The sequence below is a fragment of the Streptomyces sp. NBC_00154 genome (assembly GCF_026342835.1).
Classification (GTDB): domain Bacteria; phylum Actinomycetota; class Actinomycetes; order Streptomycetales; family Streptomycetaceae; genus Streptomyces.
Genome location: NZ_JAPEMI010000001.1, coordinates 4,176,077 through 4,195,592, shown reverse-complemented (window position 1 = coordinate 4,195,592; position 19,516 = coordinate 4,176,077). Strand labels below are relative to the sequence as shown.

General features: G+C 67.0%; 14 protein-coding genes and 1 pseudogene. 9 read left to right on the top strand and 6 right to left on the bottom strand.

What is annotated here, in order from left to right; genetic code table 11:
- Nucleotides 1–28: 28 nt before the first annotated feature.
- On the bottom strand, nt 29–556 hold the full coding sequence (locus OHA03_RS18830) for a helix-turn-helix domain-containing protein (protein WP_267004982.1): 528 nt from the start codon (nt 554–556) through the stop codon (nt 29–31).
- Between the two features lie 209 nt (nt 557–765).
- Between OHA03_RS18830 and OHA03_RS18825 the strand changes: the two genes are divergently transcribed.
- Nucleotides 766–2,145 carry an MFS transporter gene (locus tag OHA03_RS18825; protein ID WP_267004981.1) on the top strand — a complete coding sequence of 460 codons (1,380 nt, stop codon included), beginning with the start codon at nt 766–768 and terminating at the stop codon, nt 2,143–2,145.
- Here the strand turns inward: OHA03_RS18825 and OHA03_RS18820 are convergent.
- From OHA03_RS18820 to OHA03_RS18810, 3 genes are read right to left on the bottom strand one after another with little or no spacing between them, the layout of a single operon-like run.
- Nucleotides 2,111–3,673 carry a sodium:solute symporter gene (locus tag OHA03_RS18820; RefSeq protein WP_267004980.1) on the bottom strand — a complete coding sequence of 521 codons (1,563 nt, stop codon included), beginning with the start codon at nt 3,671–3,673 and terminating at the stop codon, nt 2,111–2,113. The two genes, OHA03_RS18825 and OHA03_RS18820, sit on opposite strands and share 35 nt — an antisense overlap.
- On the bottom strand, nt 3,670–3,828 hold the full coding sequence (locus tag OHA03_RS18815) for a DUF3311 domain-containing protein (RefSeq protein ID WP_078852680.1): 159 nt from the start codon (nt 3,826–3,828) through the stop codon (nt 3,670–3,672). Before OHA03_RS18815 ends, OHA03_RS18820 begins: the two co-directional genes overlap by 4 nt.
- Before the next feature lie 54 nt (nt 3,829–3,882).
- A complete protein-coding gene (locus OHA03_RS18810; protein ID WP_267008093.1) occupies nt 3,883–4,659 on the bottom strand; it encodes a class E sortase in 777 nt (258 codons plus the stop codon).
- A gap of 108 nt (nt 4,660–4,767) precedes the next feature.
- On the opposite strand from OHA03_RS18810, the gene OHA03_RS18805 reads away from it, so the two are divergent.
- From OHA03_RS18805 to OHA03_RS18785, 5 genes are all read left to right on the top strand, one after another.
- Nucleotides 4,768–5,763 (top strand): SEC-C domain-containing protein, encoded by a 996-nt coding sequence (locus OHA03_RS18805; protein WP_267004979.1) that lies wholly within the window; start codon nt 4,768–4,770, stop codon nt 5,761–5,763.
- A gap of 174 nt (nt 5,764–5,937) precedes the next feature.
- Nucleotides 5,938–9,078, top strand: coding sequence for a DUF3427 domain-containing protein (locus tag OHA03_RS18800; RefSeq protein ID WP_267004978.1), 3,141 nt, complete (start codon nt 5,938–5,940; stop codon nt 9,076–9,078).
- Between the two features lie 119 nt (nt 9,079–9,197).
- Nucleotides 9,198–9,518, top strand: coding sequence for a DUF6444 domain-containing protein (locus tag OHA03_RS18795; RefSeq protein WP_267004977.1), 321 nt, complete (start codon nt 9,198–9,200; stop codon nt 9,516–9,518).
- Nucleotides 9,519–10,183: 665 nt separating this feature from the next.
- Complete coding sequence (locus tag OHA03_RS18790; RefSeq protein WP_267004976.1) at nt 10,184–11,719, top strand: ATP-binding protein; 1,536 nt, start codon at nt 10,184–10,186, stop codon at nt 11,717–11,719.
- Nucleotides 11,720–11,732: 13 nt separating this feature from the next.
- The gene (locus OHA03_RS18785; protein WP_267004975.1) at nt 11,733–14,699 is read left to right on the top strand and encodes a Z1 domain-containing protein; all 2,967 of its coding nucleotides are present in this window, start codon (nt 11,733–11,735) and stop codon (nt 14,697–14,699) included.
- 567 nt (nt 14,700–15,266) lie between these two features.
- Here the strand turns inward: OHA03_RS18785 and OHA03_RS18780 are convergent.
- Entirely contained in the window at nt 15,267–15,929 is a 663-nt protein-coding gene (locus OHA03_RS18780) for an ATP-binding protein (protein WP_267004974.1), read from the bottom strand.
- A gap of 194 nt (nt 15,930–16,123) precedes the next feature.
- Between OHA03_RS18780 and OHA03_RS18775 the strand changes: the two genes are divergently transcribed.
- Entirely contained in the window at nt 16,124–16,969 is an 846-nt protein-coding gene (locus tag OHA03_RS18775) for a helix-turn-helix transcriptional regulator (protein WP_267004973.1), read from the top strand.
- Nucleotides 16,969–17,145, top strand: coding sequence for a DUF397 domain-containing protein (locus tag OHA03_RS18770; RefSeq protein WP_267004972.1), 177 nt, complete (start codon nt 16,969–16,971; stop codon nt 17,143–17,145). The genes OHA03_RS18775 and OHA03_RS18770 overlap by 1 nt, the downstream gene beginning before the upstream one ends.
- A gap of 116 nt (nt 17,146–17,261) precedes the next feature.
- On the opposite strand, the pseudogene OHA03_RS18765 reads toward OHA03_RS18770, so the two are convergent.
- Nucleotides 17,262–17,938, bottom strand: a pseudogene (locus OHA03_RS18765) (cellulose binding domain-containing protein); the annotation flags it as partial.
- Nucleotides 17,939–18,068: 130 nt separating this feature from the next.
- On the opposite strand from OHA03_RS18765, the gene OHA03_RS18760 reads away from it, so the two are divergent.
- Nucleotides 18,069–19,292, top strand: coding sequence for a hypothetical protein (locus OHA03_RS18760; RefSeq protein WP_267004971.1), 1,224 nt, complete (start codon nt 18,069–18,071; stop codon nt 19,290–19,292).
- Nucleotides 19,293–19,516 lie beyond the last annotated feature (224 nt).

Genomic DNA, 19,516 nt, shown 5'->3' with positions numbered 1-19,516 from the left:
ACGATGGCACCGTGGCAGGGGGCCGGCGTCAGACGGGGTCGGCCTCCAGGGGCTGAAGCAGCCTGCGCGGCGCGAACAGGGCGCGGCTGACCGGATCGCGGTTCGGGTCGAGCCCGTCGCCCGGCCGCATCTCGACATCCTCCAGCGGTACGGCCTGGGCGCAGGCCGGGCAGTTGCCGTACGGCCCCAGCTCCGTACCGCAGGCGGCATGGATGAAGAGCCGCATCGGACGCGTACCGGGAATGTGCTCGCTCCCCCACACACCGAGGGTGCGGAGGACCGGCCAGAGGGCCTTGCCGCTGTCGGTGAGGAGGTATTCGTCGCGCGGCGGCGACTGCTGGTAGCGGCGCTTCTCCAGTACTCCGGCCTCGATGAGGGACTGCAGCCGTGCAGCGAGGACGGCACGCGGGATGCCGAGGTGCACGAGGAAGTCGCTGTAGCGGCGGACGCCGAAGAACGCGTCGCGCACCACCAGGAGGGTCCAGCGCTCGCCGATCACTTCGAGTGCGCGGGCGATCGAGCACTGCTGTGTCGCGTAGTCCTTGCCGAGAGCCATGGGCACCACTTTACTCCCACAAGGTTCGATGAATGAACCGACCCGTGTTAGCGTCGGCCTACAACCCTAAGTTCATTCATCGAACCAATAGCGGCCGAGAGCCGACCCGGAACGAACGACCCGAGCCCCGGAGCGAAGCCATGCCGCAGCCCACACGTCCCCCCACTCAGCAGCTCGCGCACACCCCATCGCACCCCCCGAGACGTGCCGTGACCCGCCCGACCGCCGCCCTCTCCCCCTCCTCCCCCCGCCCCACCGCCACCCTCGCCGTCACCGCCCTGGCCACCACCGTGGCGCTGATGAACTACACGTCTCCGTTGACGACCGTCCCCGGCATCTCCGCCGCGCTCGCCACCCCCGCCTCCGGCCAGGCCTGGCTGATCAACGGCACCCCGCTCGGGCTGGCCGCCTTCCTCCTCGTCGTGGGCAGCCTCGCCGACGACTACGGCCGGCGCAGGCTGTTCCTCATCGGCACCCTGGGCCTCGGCGTCACCACCGCCGCCGGCGCCTTCGCAACCAGCACGCTCGCCTTCACGCTGGCCCGAGTCGCCCAGGGCGCGGCGACCGCGGCGATCCTCGCGACCAGCCTGGGCCTGCTCGTCGGCGCCTTCCCGGTGGGGACGGCCAGGATCAGGGCGACCGGGATCTGGGGTGCGTGCGTGAGCGGCGGGATCGCGCTCGGCCCGCTGCTCGCCGGTTCGCTGGGCATCGTCGACTGGCGGCTGGTGTATGCCGCACTCGCGGTCGCCGCACTCGGCACGGCCGCCTTTGCGTTCCGCGTGCTCTCCGAGTCCCGCTCGCCGCGCGGCGGCCGCCCCGATCTCGCGGGCACAGCGGCGCTCGGCCTGGCGATGACCGCGCTGCTGACGGCCCTCACGCTGGGCCGGGAAGGCTGGCTGCGCGCGAGTGTCGGCCTGCTGCTGCTTGCCGTGCTCGCGCTGACCGCCGTGTTCGTGGTGGTGGAGCGCCGGGCCGCGGCGCCGCTGATCGATCTGACGTTGCTGCGCAGCCGCCCGTTCCTGACGTCGCTGGCGGGCGGTCTCTTCACCGGTTTCGCGGTGATCGGCCTGTTCAGCTATCTGCCGACACTGCTGCAGGGGGGACTCGGACTGTCACCGATGGGCACGGCGTGGCTGTTCCTGCTCTGGTCCGGTACGTCGTTCGTGGTGGCGCTGCAGGCACGGCGGCTGACGGGCAGGGTCTCGGCGCGCCACCAGCTGGCCGCGGGCTTCGCCCTGCACGCCGTGGCGGTGCTGGCGCTGCTGGGCACCCTGGACGCGGGAACGGCGGGCCCATCGGTGTGGCTGCGGCTCACCCTGGCGCTCGTCGTCTCCGGCATCGGCAGCGGCCTGCTCAACGCCGCACTGCCGCGTGTCGCGGTGGAGTCGGTACCGGCGGAGCGGGCGGCGATGGGTTCCGGGGCGAACAACACCGCCCGCTACCTCGGCTCGTCGGCGGGGGTCGCGCTGACGATCGCGGTCGCGACGTCGGGCTCGGGTGCGGACGGGGCGGTGCTGCTCTCGGTCGCGACGGCCCTGGTGGCGACGGTGGTCGTCATGCTCCTGCGGGAGCGTCGCTCGCCTCGCTGACGCCCACCCCCGAGAGCTCCGGCCTCCGGCTCTCCGCGGCCCCCCGCCTCTCCCCCGGCTCGTCCCGCGCGAGCACGTCGCCGTCCGGCCGGTCGTCGTGCTCGCGCGGGCCGGCGTAGGTCACCGCGAGCGCGACGGCGAGGTTGGCGCCGAGGGCGACGATGCCCGCGTTCACGCCCCACACCGGGTCGTTCCCGGTGAACACGAACCCGCAGACCACACCCACGCCCACGCCCAGCCCGGCCATCGCACCGAGCAGCGTCAGCCGCCGCCACATCAGTCCCAGCAGCACCATGGGGAGCAGCTGCGCCATCCCCTCGTACGAGATGAGGGAGAGCCGCACCAGCGTGTTCGGCTCGGTGTACGTCAGCACGAGCGCGATGACGCCCGCGGCCACGACGACGGTCTGCGCGGCGCCCTTCTGCCGCTGCTGCCAGCGCGGTACGAGCGAGAGCACGCTGCGCCCCCACATGGTGCCGATGACGAGCATGAAGACGGCCATGGGCACGATCGACGACAGCGCGGCCGCCACCCCGATGACGCCGACGGCCCAGGCGGGCAGCGAGTCCACGACGAGCTCGAAGAGCGCGAGGTTGGACTCGGCGCCGACGAGCCCCGGCACGACGAAGAGGGCGGCCATGCCGAGCAGCATCGGGACGAACAGCAGCACGTTGTAGGCGGGCAGCCACATCGCGTTGCGGCGCAGGACGTCGGCGTTCTTCGCGCCGAGGTAGCCGGCGACGGTGGTCGGGAAGATCACCACGGTGAGGGAGTTGAGGAACGAGGTGGTGATGAACCACGCCTGCCCGAGCCCGCTGTCGCCGTGCCCGGGGAAGGTCAGCCACTCGCTCTTCCCGGTGACGAGCCGGTCCAGGAAGGGCCCGTACCCGTCGAAGTAGTGCATCGGGACGTAGAGGGCGAGGAACCCGAGAGTGGCGATCACCAGCACGTCCTTGAGCACGGACACCCAGGCGCTGCCGCGCAGTCCGCTGACCACGACGAATCCCGTGGTGACGGCGAAGGCTATGAAGTACGCCCAGTTCAGGCTGATGGCACCGTACGAGATGGTGGAGACGACGACGCCCATGCCGGTGATCTGCAGCTGGATGTACGGCAGCAGGAACACGGTCGCGAGGACGGCGACGAGGGCGCCCAGCCAGGGCCGTCCGAAGCGGTGCGCGACCATGTCGGTGATCCCGACGAGCCCGTGCCGGCGCGCGTACGCCCAGAGCATCGGCCCGACGACATACCCGACGGCGTAACCGCAGGACATGTACGCCACCACATAGAGCACGGGGGCCCCGTAGTTGTAGCCCCATCCCGCGGCGCCGAGATAGCTGAAGCTGGTGTAGCCCTCGCCGGCCATCAGCACCCAGATGAAGACGGTCCCGAGGCTGCGCCCGCCGACGGACCACTCGGCAAGCCCGTCGCGGCCCCTGTTACCGCGGCCTCGCACGGCGAGGAGCCCGAGAACGACGGTGGCCACCATGAAGGCCCCGAAGACGGAGGTCGCGACTACGGCGTTCACCGGCGGTCCCCCCGCCGGGTCAGCCAGACCGCCACGGGTGTCAGCAGGGTCGCCCCGAGCAGCCACACGAAGAGGAACGGCAGTCCGAGCACGACGGGACGGACCCGGTTCACGAACGGCAGCGCCCCCAGGTACAGCACGTAGGGGACCAGCAACCACAACAACTGCGGACGTCGTCTGAGCACGTCGGAAAAGCTTAGTGACCGCCGCTACCGCTCCTGCACACCCGCCAGCTTCCCCCACACGACAAGGCGGTAACGGGAGGTGAATTCAGGCGTGCACGTGGTCAGCGTCACGTACGAACCGGGCTCGCTGTACCCGAAGGCCGGCTTCAGATTGCTGCGCGGCACGGCGGCGATGACCCCGCTGTCCCGGGCGGCGGTCTGCGCCAGCGTCTTGTCGACGACGTACGTGTACACCCGCTGCCGGGTCTCGACGGTGATCCGGTCACCGCGCCGCAGCCGATTGATGTAGCGGAACGGCTCACCGTGCGTATTGCGGTGCCCGGCGAGCGCGAAGTTCCCGGCGCCACCGGGCTGTGCGGTGCGCGGGTAGTGCCCGACGTACCCCTTGTCGAGGACGCCGCTCTTGCTGATGCCCTGGGCGACGGGGGCGGTGAGCCCGAGGCGCGGGATACGGATGACGGCGTAGGCCTGATCCCAGCGGGGTGCAGCAGCCGCTCCCGTACGCGCACCACCCGCCGGCGCTCCCCCGCCCTCCCCCGCCGTATCCGTGTCCGTATCCGCGTCCGCGCCCTCGCCCGACGGGGCGGACGGAACATCGGCGTCCCCGTCCCCCGCCCGCTCCCACTCCCGCTCCAGGGACTGCACCTTGTGCCGGGCATCGGCCCTGGCCTGCCGATTGGTCCACCACAGCTGATGGACAACGAGAAGCAGCAGCACCACACCGAGGGTCACGACCGCCTCGGCGCCCGACCACAGCCCGCGCGCGGCAAGGCGCCGCCCGCGCGGGTTCCGCTGCACCATGACCGGTATCCGCTGCCTCACGGCCCGCACGATAAGGGCAGGACCTGTAACTCTCCAGGGTCGGAACAACCCTCCGTACAGGAGCCGTACAGCAGTACGGTGTGGTGCATGCGCCCCGACACGCCTGCTGACCACATTGCCGAAGCCGAGCGCCTGCTGCGCACGGCGGCGCAGTACCCCGACGACCGGGAACCGCTGCTCCTCCGGGCCGCCGCCCATCTGGAACTCGCCGGCGAGCGCACCCGCGCCACCCCCCTCTACGACGAGCTCCTCGCCGCGGACGCCGCCGAGCCGTACCTGATCAAGGCCCTCAAGGCATCGAACCTCTGGGAGTACGGCCACGAGGCCGAGGCCCGCGCCATCATCGAGGGCATCCGCGCGGCGGGGCCCCTCGAACCCGGCCCCTGGCAGATCGCAGCCGAGACCCTGGAATCGCACGACGAGCTGGAGTCGGCCCACGACTTCCTCTCGACCGCGCTGACCCTGCTCCTGGCACCGGGCGAGGAAGTCCCGTACGCCACCCAGTCGCTGCTGATCGGCCGCCACCGGGTACGCCGCCTGATGGGCGTCGACCACGACACCTGGGACGACCTGACCGACACGCTCCACACCGCCACGGTCCCGCTGGACGAACTCCACGACCCGAAGCGACTGTGGTCACTCGGCTCGTCCGACCCGAGCGAACTCCAGGCCGAGATCACCCGCCTCCGCGCCGAGCTGGGCACCTACCGCACCGCGCTCTCCCGCCCGTTCCCGGTGGCGGTCCTGCACTGGCCGGAGCCCGAACTGAGTGAACTCCTCGCCGCATACCCCACCCTGCGCGCGGAGTACCCCTCCCACACCGAACACCTCGCCGACCTGGAAGCCGCCCTCCGCGACCTCCACTCCGCGGGCACCCCGAACCTGGGCATCGTCACCGGCACGGTCCCCTCGTACGAGGCCTTCGCCGCCTCCGAAGCCGCGTCCCCGTCCGACCCGAACCTCCTCCCCCAGTACGCAACGACGCTCGCGGCCCGCGGCCGCGCGGTGCCGTGGCCTCCGGCGCGGACCGCGGCGTGTTGGTGCGGGTCGGGACGGGCTTATCGGGACTGCCACGGGGTGTAGGGCGTACCGAGACGATCTGCGAAGGGCCCCGCCGAAGCACGGAGCGGGGCTCTTCCCGTCTGTCCTATGACCGGCGCGTAGCCACGCCCCCACACCTAGGCAGCCGACGAAACGCTTTGTCAGTCCCGCCTGATACAACTGCCTGCCTAGGTGTCGGATGAGGGGGACTCGGCCATGCCCAACGATTTTGCGGGTGACACGGCTCCGGTTGCTGGGCTCTACGAGACGCTGATTACTCATCGCCTCGAAAAACGCATGAAGCAACTCGACACCACGGGTTGGCGCTCCATCGACGAGATAGTCGGCTCTGAATCTGCACCTCGCGTGCTGTCACGCCATATCGGGAACGTCGTGCGACGAGTCCTCCAGGATCTCTCCCCTGCCGAGCAGGTACTCGCCGCCAACCACATCCTGGAGTCCCTCAACACCATCGAGGGTGCGACGGAGTGGGTCGACCTTGTCATCGAGGGCCCCCGACAGTTGCTCGCAGTAGCGGAGCAAGAGGCTCCTGGTGTCTACGCAATCCGCCCCGCTACGCCCCTTTCCGAGACGGCGCTGATCACCAACTCGCCTGACGATCCGAGCCTGGGCTTTGAGCTACGCGCCGAGTTGGCTACGGCAGACCGTGTTGACCTCCTCTGCGCCTTCGTGAAGTGGCACGGACTCCGTGTCCTTGAACAGTCGCTCTCCTCCGCACGCGATCGCGGTGTCCCCATCCGCGTACTGACAACGACCTACATCGGCGCCACGGAACGTCGCGCGTTGGATCGTCTGGTCCGCGAATTCGGCGCCGAGGTAAAGGTCAATTACGAACTGCGCTCGACCCGCCTCCATGCGAAGGCATGGCTCTTCCGCCGCAATAGCGGCTTCGATACGGCATACGTTGGTAGCTCGAACCTGTCCAAGGCCGCGCTTCTCGATGGCCTCGAATGGAACGTTCGGCTGTCGTCGGTCGCCACACCCTCCGTCCTCAGCAAATTCGAGGCAACATTCGACGCGTACTGGAGCGAGCGCTCCTTCGAGTCCTACGACCCTGACAGCGACGCGCAGCGACTCGATGAAGCGCTGTCTCACGCTGGCGGAATCAACCGCAACAGTGGCACCACCATCACGCTCTCCGGCCTTGAAGTCCGGCCCTACCCACACCAGCGCGACATGCTTGAGCGCCTCCAGGTGGAGCGGACCGTCCATGGCCGGAACCGCAATCTGCTCGTCGCCGCGACGGGCACAGGCAAGACCGTGATGGCAGCTTTGGACTTCAAGCGCCTGCGGCAAACACTGGGCCGGGATCCGCGGCTGCTCTTCGTAGCCCACCGCAAGGAGATCCTGGAACAGTCGCTGCGCGTCTACCAGAACGTGCTGATTGATGCGAACTTCGGTGAACTCTTCGTGGGTGGGGAGATTCCCGACAACTGGACGCATGTGTTCGCTAGCGTCCAGTCACTCAACTCACGTGCGCTGGACCGCTTTACTCCAGACCACTTTGACGTCATCGTGATCGACGAGTTCCATCACGGTACGTCTCCTACATACCGTCGCATCCTGGATCACTTCGAACCACACGAACTACTGGGACTCACCGCTACCCCGGAACGCATGGACGGGCTGAACATCCAGGACGAGTTCTTTGAGGGCCGGATCGCAGCAGAGATGCGCCTCTGGGAAGCCCTTGAGAACGAACTACTCAGTCCATTCCACTACTTCGGCGTCACCGACAACACCGACATGAGCGCCATCACGTGGAAGCGAGGATCGTACGACGCCACGGCCCTCAGTAATCTCTTCACTGGCAATGACGCACGGGCGAGACTCGTCGTACAAGCCGTGAAGGACAAGGTTGCCGACCCGGGCGCGATGCGTGCGCTGGGCTTTTGCGTGTCAGTCGCGCACGCAGACTTCATGGCCGACTTCTTCCGTCGAGCCGGCCTCAATGCAGTCGCCCTGTCCGGCGAGACCCCACGCCCTGAGCGCAAGGACGCCCTCGATCAGCTCAAGGCTGGCACGCTCCAAGTCATCTTCTCTGTGGACCTGTTCAACGAGGGGCTCGACATCCCTGATGTCGACACTCTGCTCCTGCTGCGCCCCACGTCCAGCGCCACGGTGTTCCTCCAGCAGCTGGGACGAGGCTTGCGCCGCACCGAGGACAAGGCCGTCCTCACCGTCTTGGACTTCATCGGTCAGCACCGCAAGGAGTTCCGCTTCGAGGAACAGTTCCGCGCGCTGACCAACCACACCCGCAATCGCCTGCTCACCAACATCGAGCACGACTTTCCGCAGTTGCCATCTGGCTGCCAGATCATCCTTGAGACCAAAGCCAAGGAGCTGATCATCGACAACATCCGCAGTCAGATCAGCGTCAACGTCACTCAGCTCGCGCGTGAGGTCGCCACATACGCCGAGCCTCGACTCGCGGACTACCTCAAGGAGAGCGGTCGAGAGCTCAAGGAGCTCTACCGAGGCAACGGGAACTCATGGACGGGGCTACTCCGTCGCGCCAAGCTCCTCGCCGAGACTGGGCCGGAGGGAGAGACAGCGCTACTCAAGCGTGTATCGGCCTTCCTTCACGTCGATGATCCGCTCCGAGTCGCCGCGTACAGCAAGCTCCTCACTGACGACGCCCCCACCTACGACGAGCTCAGCGAACAGGAGCAGGCATACGCCCGCATGTTCTTCTTCTCGCTGTGGCCGTTGGGGGGCGACTTCAACAGCTACCAGGAGGGCTTCGACACCCTTCGCCCCCACCACGCCTTCCGTGACGAACTCAGTCAAGTCCTCGCACACGTCCTGGATCTCGCCGACCACGTCCCCGTCCCGCTGCTCGGCGGTCACGCGAGCCTGCCGCTGACCGTCCACGCCTCATACAGTCGCGAGGAGATCCTCCCCGCCTTGGGGCAGTCGTGCGTGGGCGGCTTCATGCCGGGGCACTTCCGCGAGGGGGTGAAGTGGTGCGAGGAGATCCAGACCGACGCCCTACTCATCACTCTCGAGAAGGACGAGAAGGACTTCTCCCCAGAGACTCGCTACAAGGACTACGCCCTGAACGAGTCCCTGTTTCACTGGGAGTCCCAGAACCAGACCTCGGAGACATCGCCCACCGGCGTTCGCTACCGGACCCACAAGGACAAGGACACCCACGTCCTCCTCTTCGTCCGCCGCTACAAGAAGACAGACATCGGCGGGCCCCAGCCCTGGATGCTGCTTGGTCCCGCCGAGTACGTGGAGCACAAGGGAAGCAAGCCTATGGGGATCGTCTGGAGGCTCAGCCATGACATTCCAGCGGACGTCTGGACGTATTCGACCATTGCGGCAAGTTGACGTCGTTGCCATTTGATCGCAGACGACGCTCCCTATAACTCCAGCTGTAGATCGGTAGCTGTTCAGCGGGGGTGACGGTTCGTTGGCCCTTGCCAGCGCATGATCCGCAGGGTTGTAGTGTGGAGCCCCAAGGCGAGCCGACGCGCGAGGAGTTGCTGCTCCTGCTGTCGGCGAAGGACGCCACCATCAAATTCTTGACGGGGCTGGTCAAGCAGTTGGCCGCGCGGGTCGCGGAGCCGGAGCGCCGGTTAGGCAAGGACTCCTCGAACTCCTCCAAGCCGCCGTCCTCGGACGCTCCGTTCACCAAGCCCGCACCGAAGCGGTCTTCGCGCACCCGCTCGGGGCGTCGTCCCGGCAAGCAGGACGGCACGCCCGGCGGCACCCTGAAGCGGGTCGAGGACCCGGACGAGACCTTTCGCCGTGATCCGGCCGTCTGCTGAGGGTGCGGTGACCCCCTAACCGGCGCCCCATCTTCGACGAGCGCAGTCACCAGGTCTTCGACGTGCCGCCCCCGCCGCCGCGCCCGAAGGTCACCGAGTACCAGATCGTCTCGCGGACCTGCACCGGCTGCGGCACCACCACGGTGGGCGACATCCCCACCTGGCCACGCCGGCGGGAAAGTTACGGGCCGAAGCTGATGGTGCGGGCGGCCCGGCTGGTGTGCGCGCATTCCTCTACATGACCGTGATGAGCCTGGACCCCACCGGGCAGGGCCGCAAACCCTGAACCATGCGATGGAAGCCCGCGCTGCAGGCCTTCGACATCGCCTTCGATGGCCGGCTCTCCGCCGGCCGCCGTTAACTCACACCACACGAGTACACCGTTGACTGGACAGTCTCGTCCCACTCACGACCGGAGCCTCCAACCTCGGAATCGCCCCTGAATAGGCGAAGCATGAACTGTCTCAGCCAAGGCCACCTCCGGAACAAAACGCTCTTTTGGCCCCGCCAGCAGGCATCAGGGACCTATGCCCCACTATTCAGGACCATCTGCCCTGGCCAGGCGCATTGAAGTACCGTCACATTTATCACCACCCTCCTGGCCACCTTCTGGGCTCACACGGTCCGCCCAGCCCCGCGCGGCCCTGATTACCCATGTGAGATTCATGCCCTACAAACCGGGTGCCGACTGGCAGTACGACGTCCCCACCAGCGGCAGCAAACGGCTCCCGCCTGACTCCGGTTACGCCGAAGCCCTCCGTAACCAGGGGTACAGCTTCGAGGTCGCCATCGCTGACCTCATTGACAACTCCCTTGATGCGGGAGCTAGTCAGGTCGTCGTGCACTTCCTCCGCGACGATGACCGGTTGCTCAGCCTACTCATCGTCGATAACGGCCGGGGCATGAACGACCCGGGCCTCGACGCCGCCATGACCGTCGGCCACCGCCGCGAGTACGGCAGCCACTCCCTCGGTATGTACGGAACCGGCCTCAAAGCTGCGTCGCTCTCGCACGCCGATGCCCTCGCCGTCGTCAGTACGACCAAGACCAGCCGCGCCGCCGGACGCCAGCTGACCTCCACCTCCCTCGCGGACGGTTACCGCTGCGACACCGTCACCCCGGACTACGCCCAGGCCCTCCTCGACCGCTACGACGGGATCATCGAGTGGCAGGGCACAGTCGTGCGCTGGGACAGGGTCAGGACCTTCGAGACCGTGGAGGTCAGCCAGACCGACCGCTTCCTCTCTGAGGCAATCCAGAAGCTGGAAACGCACCTCGGCCTCTACCTGCACCGCTTCCTGGACCGCGGGGATGTACGGATCGATATTGCTGTGGAGAACGTGCACACCCGTGAACTGCTCGACAGCATCGAGGTCGAGCCGCTCGATCCGTTCAATTACAAAGTTCCGGGCAAGGCGGGCTATCCCTGTACCTTCACCGCTCCGGTTGAGGGCGTCGGCGATATGGAGTTGACCGCCCATATCTGGCCCCCCAAGTCGCCGCGCGCCGAGTACAAGCTCATCGGCCCGCTCGCCGAGCGTCAGGGCTTCTACTTCTACCGCAATGACCGCCTGGTCCAGGCCGGCGGCTGGAACGGCCAGCGGGGCGCGTCCGAGGGGCATCTCAATCTCGCCCGTATCGCAGTTGATCTCCCCTCTCACCCCAATCAAGTCTTCAGCCTCACCGTGAAGAAGGAGGGGATCAACGCAACTCAGGCCTTTGCTCGCGGCGTTGAGAAGGCCGTGGACGCTCACGGCCGTACCTTCCGCACGTATCTCGAAAACGCAGAGGCCGTATACCGCGAGGGATCCTCCCGCGCCGAGGTTAAGCGCAATGCGGTCATTCCGCCCGGCAAGGGCATCTCCCCGAAGGTCAAGCGCGTCATCCAGGAAGAACTGCCGGAGAAGCCCGGCGAGGACCCGATCGCCATCGCCTGGGTCGCACTCCCGGAAGACCGCTTCTTCGACCTCGACCGTGAGAACCGTGTCATCCAGCTCAACAAGAGCCACCGCGACACCTTCAACATGGGTCAGCGCGGTGGCTCCAATGACGCCCCGGTCGTCAAGACCCTGCTCTATCTCATGCTGGAGGAGCTGTTCGGCTTCACCCGCTGGGAGAAGAAGCGCAGCGACCAGATCGACTACTGGAACGCCATTCTGCTCGCTGCCGTAAGCGCCCAGCGCGAACGCTTCACCCACTGAAGGACAGCATCCCGTGACCGACTCACTGCTGGAAATCCACACCGCTGTACTCGGCGGAATGACCCGTGGCCCCAAACCCTTCGCGAAGCGGGCAGAGACCGAGGCGGAGGACTTCCCCTGCGCTGACCTCGCGGACGACACATTCAGCCAGCGTCTGACGGATGAGTCGGATGCCCTGACCGTCCTGTGGGAGCGCAAGCTCACCTCCTGGGACTTCGAAGAGCGGGCCGCCTGGACCACCGCACCTCCCCGTACCGACGAACGCCGCGCGGAGATATACGGCCACCTCGGCTTCGAAGACGGCGTACGCAAGGCCCTGACCAACGCCGTCGTGGTATCCAAGAAGCCCGGCCACACCACCATCACCGCGGAGTTCACCCCCTGGTACACCAGGGAACGCGCCGAAGCGCGGGCCTTCTACTGGCCCGCGTACGAGAAGCGGCTGCGCGCCAAGGGCTGGAGCAGCGAGGCGATCGCCGGCCTCGACGAGGCCAGCCGCGCGGTCGTCGAGCGCCTCACCGACCCCGAGCAAGTTTCCCGCCGCCAGGCACGCGGCCTGGTCGTCGGCTACGTCCAGTCCGGCAAGACCGCGAACTTCACCGGTGTCACCGCCAAGGCCATCGACTCCGGCTACCGCCTGGTCATCATTCTCGGCGGCACCTTGAACCTCCTGCGCAAACAGACCCAGCGTCGCCTCGACATGGAGCTGATCGGCCAGGAGAACATCCTGCGCGGTGCCGACCCCGAGGACCTCGACTCGCTGGTCGGCATCGACTACATCGGCGACGACGAGGAATGGCCGCAGTTCGTCTCCCACGGCGGACGCCCCTCCGCCCTGAGCGCCTTCGATATCGAGCGCCTCACCACCCGCGACCGGGACTACCAGAGCCTCCTCCAGGGCATACGCGGCATCGAGTTCGAGAAGCGCGAGCGCGGCCTGCCGCTGTACGACCCGCGCAACCTCCACCACGCGGACGCCCGCGTTATGGTCGTCAAGAAGAACAAGTCGGTCCTCGACAAGCTCATTAAGGACCTCAAGCAGATCCAGGGCCTGCTCGGCGAGCTCCCTGCCCTGATCATCGACGACGAGTCCGACCAGGCGTCCGTCAACACCACCGACCCGAAGAAGTGGGAATCGGACCGTCCCAAGCGCACCGCGATCAACTCTCGCATCGCCCAGCTGCTGACGTTGCTCCCGCGCTCCCAGTACGTCGGCTACACCGCGACCCCATTCGCGAATGTCTTCATCGACCCGAGCGACAGCGAAGACATCTTCCCCAGGGATTTCCTGATCTCGCTCCCCCGCCCCGAGGGCTACATGGGCGTCCAGGACTTCCACGACCTGGACTCCCTCATCCCTTACGACGAGCGTACGTACGCCAACTCCCGCGCCAAGTCCCACGTCCGCGGCATCTACTCCCCGGATGAGATTGACGACAAGTCCATGCAAGAGGCCATGGACAGCTTCGTCCTCACCGGCGCGATGAAGCTCTACCGCGCGGCCCACGGCGTCCCTGACGGCCCCTACCGGCACCACACCATGCTGGTGCACGAGTCGGTCCGCAAAGACGACCACGCGGAACTCGCCTTGCGCCTCAACACCATGTGGCACCAGGCCGGCTACATCACCAACTCCACCGGCCACGCCCGCCTAGCCGACCTCTTCCAGCGCGACATCCGCCCGGTTTCCCAGGCCCGCGCCGCCGACCTACCGGCTCCCGCCTCGTACGACGAACTCCGCCCGTACATTAGCCAAGCCTGCAGCCGTATCCGCAAGGGGGGTAATCCGGTCGTCATCGTGAACGGTGACAGCGACAAGTATTTCGACCAGCTCGACCTCGACTTCGACCGCCAGCCCCACGTCTGGAAGATCCTCGTCGGCGGCACCAAACTCTCCCGCGGCTTCACCGTCGAAGGCCTCACGGTCACCTATTACCGCCGCACGACCCAGCAGGCCGACACCCTCATGCAAATGGGGCGCTGGTTCGGCTTCCGCCCCGGCTACCAGGACCTGGTCCGCCTCTACATCAGCCGCGCGGAGAAACTCACCAAGGCAAGCAAGTCCACGGTCGACCTCTACGAGGCCTTCGAGGCCATCTGCCTCGACGAGGAAACCTTCCGCGACCAGCTCGCCCAGTACGCCGAACTCGTCGACGGCAAGCCGCTGGTCACTCCCCAAGAGATCCCTCCGCTGGTGTCCCAGCACCTGCCCTGGCTCAAGCCCAGCAGTCGCACGAAGATGTATAACGCCCAGGTCGAAGAGATAGCCGGTCCGGGGCAGATCATCGAGCCGACTGCCCACCCGCTCAGTCATGTTGATCTGGCTCACAACACCGAACAGTGGCTTCCTCTTCTCGAGCGCCTTTCAACGACCCCCGATACCTTCATCACCCACGATGAGGCCTACGGTAAGGACTACCACCTCACCGCGCTCACAGCATCGGTCTCTCATGCTCAGCTCATGGAGGTACTGGAGAAACTCCGCTGGTGGAACGCCGCCCCCTTCCTCCCCCACCTGCGCTTCCTCCGCGAGATCGCCAAGAATTCTCACCTGATCGACGACTGGCTATTGATCACCCCCCACTACGCGACTGGCCGCGGCGTATCAGCGAGTGTGCGCGGATCAGTTCCTCTGGCTCTCTCGAAGCGCGAGCGCCGCCGTGTCCAGATCTTCGGCTACATCAGCGACCGCAAGCACCGCGCAACGGCCCGACGTATAGCCCGCGCCACACCGCCGACGTCTGACCCTGTGACGGAACGGTTCTCCCGAGACCGACGCGGAGCGATACTCCTCTACCCAGTCATCGAGGATGATCCTTCGACTGTCGTGCGGAACGGGGAGGTGGACCCGGGGAAGGTCGCCATGGTCTTCTCCCTGGTGGCACCCGCCTCCACCGCAGCGGCTGGACGGCCCCCGATCAGTTTCAGCGCCATCGACAAGAGCCGGTCCGACTCCCCCATCATTGACACAAGCGGCTGAACTACCCCTTCTCGTGGGCACCAACATGAGCGTACAAGCGACACGTTGTTGCCCTGCCCCCTGCCGAGAGTCGTATCGGAGTAGCGTCGGGGACTGGCGCGGTGGCGTGTGACGCTCCGTTTCTAGTTCCCTGTCCCTCTCGGAAACTCGCTTGGGTGCAGATCTAACTCATCTTTCGCACTTTTCGGCGGTCAACGGCGCGTGTGGGTGACACGGTGAGGTGATCATCTGGGGACGGCGGGGTGGCACTTCGCGGCGGGCCCGGACATGAAGGAAGCATCCGCGGTGTTCCTTACGCTCTTTCGAGGTGTCGCCGATGCATCCGGGTCTGACCGTACATCCAGCTCTTCAGCACGGTGCATGCGCTACCAGCTTCCCGACCGACCTGCCCGAAAGGGCCCGACACCTGTGGACAAGTGAAAAAGCTGGGCAGACCAGCGGCCACCCCCTGCCCGAGTCCGCGACTCAACCCCGACACGGCCCGCACAGCCCCGAAACACCCACCCCGAGATCAGCCGGTGGATCCGGGCTCAGCGATCCAGACGAGTTCCTAGGTCGAGGGGGGCTTCACACTGCTTCAGCCGCCTCCGCCTCGAAGTGCATCTGCGCGCGGTCGAGGGCCTCGTCTGGATCACAGCCGTGGGCGCGGAGCCAGTGGAGGAGGTCGGCGATGAGGCCGATCGCCAGTTCCCTACCCACGGTTGGACTCAGCCGTCCGCGATCGGCATCCGTCGAGGTCACACCTAGCCCGCATAAGCCCAACAGTGCTTCAGCCTTAGCGACTTGAGGTCCATCGACGTGATCATTTGATGACCGGAGACCAGTGGCGAGCTCGCACCAGGTGACCTTAGAGTCGCCGCGCAGGATGACACCCCAGCGATCTGCGACACCCTCCACAATCGCCATGCCTCGTCCGGCCTCGGCCTCCCCCGCTGTCGTGACGAGCGTGGGGAGTGCTCGCACATCTGGATCGCTTACCTCAATGCGAAGGCGATCGCCGTTCATGAATACAGCCAGACATGACGGCGTCCCAGGGCCCACATGCCGGACCACATTGGCGACCAGCTCTGTAACGCAGATCTGCGCCGCGTAGACGACTCCCGGCAGCCCCCACAGCTCCAGGTGCAGTCGCATCACGCGCCGGAGGCCGGCTAGCTCCTTCGCTTCAGCCAGGAACGCCAGGTCCCATCCCTTTCTGACCACGCCAAAACGACACCCATCCAAGTCCATCACCCCTCCGTCACCTAACGGTCACCGAATGTGGCCGATGCTCAATACGGTGTCAGTGGAACTCTCAAAATGGAACTCTCATAGCGACCTTGTGGGAGCGCAAGGATTAATGCGCGCCCCCCGGAGTGCGCTGTCTTGCTCGATGTGCTCCGCACGATGCACCCTCTTGGGGATCAATGCGAAGGACCACCGCCATGCCAGTCGGACCAACCACCCGCAGACGCCAACTCGGCGCGGATCTGCGCCGCCTCCGCGAGCGCAAGGGCCTCACGCTGGAAGAGGCCGGGGCACGGGTCGGCATCTCCAAAGCAACCTTGAGTCGCTACGAGACGAAGGAAGGCACGGTCAAGTGGCCCGCAGTCGATGCCCTCTGCCGTGAATACGGCGCCTCGGATCAGGAACGTGCGTCGCTGGTCGAGCTCGCCAAGGGAGCCCGGATCCAGGGCTGGTGGCGCTCCCTCGCGGACCCCATCCCCGAGTCGATGAACCTCATGCTGACGCTTGAAGACGAAGTGGTCAGCGAGGACCACTACGCCTGCATGTACGTGCCTGGCCTGCTCCAGACACGCGCCTACGCAGAGGCCGTGCATCGCGCGTCGGAGATGCGATGCACGGACCAAGAGATCCACCACATGGTTGACATCCGCATGAAGCGGCAAGAACTCCTCGCTCGGACCGAGCCGCCGCATATCTGGGCAGTGATTGATGAGGCAGTCATCCGACGCATCGTGGGTGGTCGCGACGTCATGCGCGAGCAGTTGAAGCATCTTTGCGAGCAGGCCACCCAACCTCACGTCACCGTTCAGATACTGCCGTTCGAAGCGGGCGCACACGCCGCAGCGGTCGGCAGTTTCGTCGTACTCGGCGGCCCCGCACCTGAACTCGACGTCGTGTACGTGGACATCATCGGCGGCGGGCTCTTCATGGAGAAGCCACAGGAACTCGCGCGCTATAAATTGGCGTTCGAGTACCTGCGTGCGCAGGCGTTGGATATCGACCTGTCTGCCGCGCTCCTGAATCGGGTTTGTGGGGAGCTTTGATGGATCACGAACGCGCACACTGGTTCAAGTCGTCATATAGCGGCGGTAGTGGCACCGAGTGCATCGAGGTCGCTGACCTGGTATCCGCTATCGCTGTGCGCGACTCGAAGCGACCTCAAGGTCCCCAAGTGGCTGTCCAAAGAACCACCTGGACCGAGTTCGTACGGAGCCTGTGACAGCCCTCCTCTCGCGGCTACCTCGACGCGACAGCTTCCTCGGTTGCGCTGACCGGCTTTGACGGCGCACTGACCGGCAGGGGCGAGTACCCCCGCCGGTCAGCAGGACGACCAAGTCAGGCCGTGGTGCAGTTGGTGCTGCTGAGGGTGAACGCGGTCGGGGCGGCGTTGCTGAATCCCTTGGCAGCGGCGAAGCCGACGGTGACCGACCCACTGGCGGGGATGGTGGAGGTGTAGGAGGCGGGAGCGACGCTCACCGTGGCGCCGTCCTGGGTGGGGGACCCTCCCCACATGTTGGTGACGGTCTGGCCGTTGGCGAAGGCGAGCGTCCAGCCGTTGATGGTGGTGGCGCCGGTGTTGCGGATGGTGATCTCGCCCTGAAGGCCGTCGGGCCACTCGCCGACAACGCGGTAGCCGACGGAGCAGCCCACGCCGGGGGTGCTGCCGCTCTTGTCGGTGGTCACGCTCACCGTGGCCGAGCGGGCCGAACGGTTCCCGGCCGCGTCGCGGGCGTAGACGGCGAAGGTGTACGCCGTGTCGGCGGTGAGGCCGGTCACGGTGGCGGTGTTGGTGGCGGAGGCGGCGACCGTGGTCTCGGAGCCGCCGCTGACGCGGACGATGTCGTAGCCGGTGACGCCGACGTTGTCGGTGGCGGCGGTCCAGGTGAGGGTGACGGAGGTGGCGGCCACGGCAGAGGCGGTCGGGTGCCGGCAGCGGACGGGGCCTGGGTGTCGCCGGGGTTGCCGCCCCCGTAGACGGTGGCCTCCCGCGAGGTCTGGGCGATGCCGTTGGCCCGTGAATGACCGGTGTGCGGGTGCGAGCGCAACCTGGCGAACCCTCGCGCGCGAGGCGGACGTGCTGCGGGCACTCGACGCGTATGTGGAGTACCGGTAGCGTCCCGGGCTCTGCGAGGGGAGGGGCGGATGGGGCGGAGGAGATCCGGCGGGCCGGTGCGGCTGTTGGCGGCGGCCCTGTTGCTGCTGCTCGGCGGCTGCAGGATCGGTATGTCGGACGACGTTCCCCCGCCGCCGCCCCGGCCCGGGGCTTGGAGTATCGACTACGTGGGCCCGCCCGGCCAGGTGCGCATGGCGGACCTCGCGGCGGTCTCGGCCACCGAGGCGTGGGCGGTCACCGAGCAGCGCGAGGCGGCGGACAGATGGAAGCCGGGCCTGCTGCGGCTGTTCGAAGGCCGGTGGTCGGCCGTGCAGATCCCCGCCCAACTGCGGGCACAACCGTGGTTGCGGCTTGCCGCTGCGGGTCCACGCAGTGTGTGGCTCTACCCGGACGCGTGGGGCGGTGTGCCGCCGCAGCAGACCGGCGATGCGCCGAGCGGCCCGTGGAAGCGCTGCCCGGCGTTGCGCTGGGACGGCAACCGCTGGCACCAGGTCCCGCTGGGCTTCCCCCCGGTGGACTTCGATGTGGTCTCGCCCGACGATGCCTGGGCCCTCGACGCCTCGGGCGCCGCTCGGCACTGGGACGGCACCCGATGGCGGACCGTGCCGCTGCCGGCCCGCGGCATCGACATCGAGGCGCGAGCTGCGGACGATGTGTGGGTCGCCGGGGACCAGGCATTCGACGACCGTCCCAAGCAGCCCGCAGCGGTCCACTGGGACGGCAGCGACTGGCAGTTGACCCGCCTGCGCCGCTACCAGGCCCCGTACGACGCCAAGGTGGTCGACAACGGGTCGATCCTCTGGGGCATCCGCGCGGGATCCGCGGGCGATGCCTGGGCCCTGGGGGTGCACTCGGTCGTTGACGGGCGCGATGAGGACCGCGAGGAGCCCCGGGATGTGGACGAGCGCATCCTGCTGCACTGGAGCGGCACCGGCTGGCAGCCGGTGCCCGGGCCGCCGCGCTCCTTCAGGGACAAGACCTACGGCCAGGCCGTCCCCGACGGCACCGGGGGCATGCTGCTCGGCGCCTGGGCGTACCGGACCGCGGAGGGCACGTACTTCCGCATCGACGCACCGCCGAATACAGAGGGCTGGCAGGAGACCAGCCTTCCGCCCCTGCAGCGTCGATGGCTGACGATGGTGGAGGCAGACGTCATCCCCGGGACGCACACCATCCTCGCGGCGGCCAATCTTGTCGGCCACGACAGCGCGACGCAGCCGGCCGTCATCCGCCTCACGCCCGACGCGCCCTAGCGTTCTCTTCATGAGCAGCCCCAGGACGGCGTGGGCCGCTCCAGAAGTTGTTCGACGTCTGAGCTCTGCGCCGCGACGCAGTCGTGGCGATCGTTCCTCGACGACCACGACACCTGGCTCACGCTGTCGGCCGTCACGCAGCTCTACCTCAGCTTTCAAGACTCCACATCAATCAAGCCGCGCCGCACTAATTAAGCCGGAGCCTCGCTGCACCAACAGCTGCA

Bases quoted from the DNA above. Each gene is read 5' to 3' on its own strand.
- OHA03_RS18760 (WP_267004971.1), top strand. From the start codon at position 18,069: ATGGGGCGGAGGAGATCCGGCGGGCCGGTGCGGCTGTTGGCGGCGGCC.
- OHA03_RS18800 (WP_267004978.1), top strand. From the start codon at position 5,938: ATGCCCAACGATTTTGCGGGTGACACGGCTCCGGTTGCTGGGCTCTAC.
- OHA03_RS18830 (WP_267004982.1), bottom strand. From the start codon at position 556: ATGGCTCTCGGCAAGGACTACGCGACACAGCAGTGCTCGATCGCCCGC.
- OHA03_RS18775 (WP_267004973.1), top strand. From the start codon at position 16,124: ATGCCAGTCGGACCAACCACCCGCAGACGCCAACTCGGCGCGGATCTG.
- OHA03_RS18810 (WP_267008093.1), bottom strand. From the start codon at position 4,659: ATGGTGCAGCGGAACCCGCGCGGGCGGCGCCTTGCCGCGCGCGGGCTG.
- OHA03_RS18770 (WP_267004972.1), top strand. From the start codon at position 16,969: ATGGATCACGAACGCGCACACTGGTTCAAGTCGTCATATAGCGGCGGT.
- OHA03_RS18790 (WP_267004976.1), top strand. From the start codon at position 10,184: ATGCCCTACAAACCGGGTGCCGACTGGCAGTACGACGTCCCCACCAGC.
- OHA03_RS18805 (WP_267004979.1), top strand. From the start codon at position 4,768: ATGCGCCCCGACACGCCTGCTGACCACATTGCCGAAGCCGAGCGCCTG.
- OHA03_RS18780 (WP_267004974.1), bottom strand. From the start codon at position 15,929: ATGGACTTGGATGGGTGTCGTTTTGGCGTGGTCAGAAAGGGATGGGAC.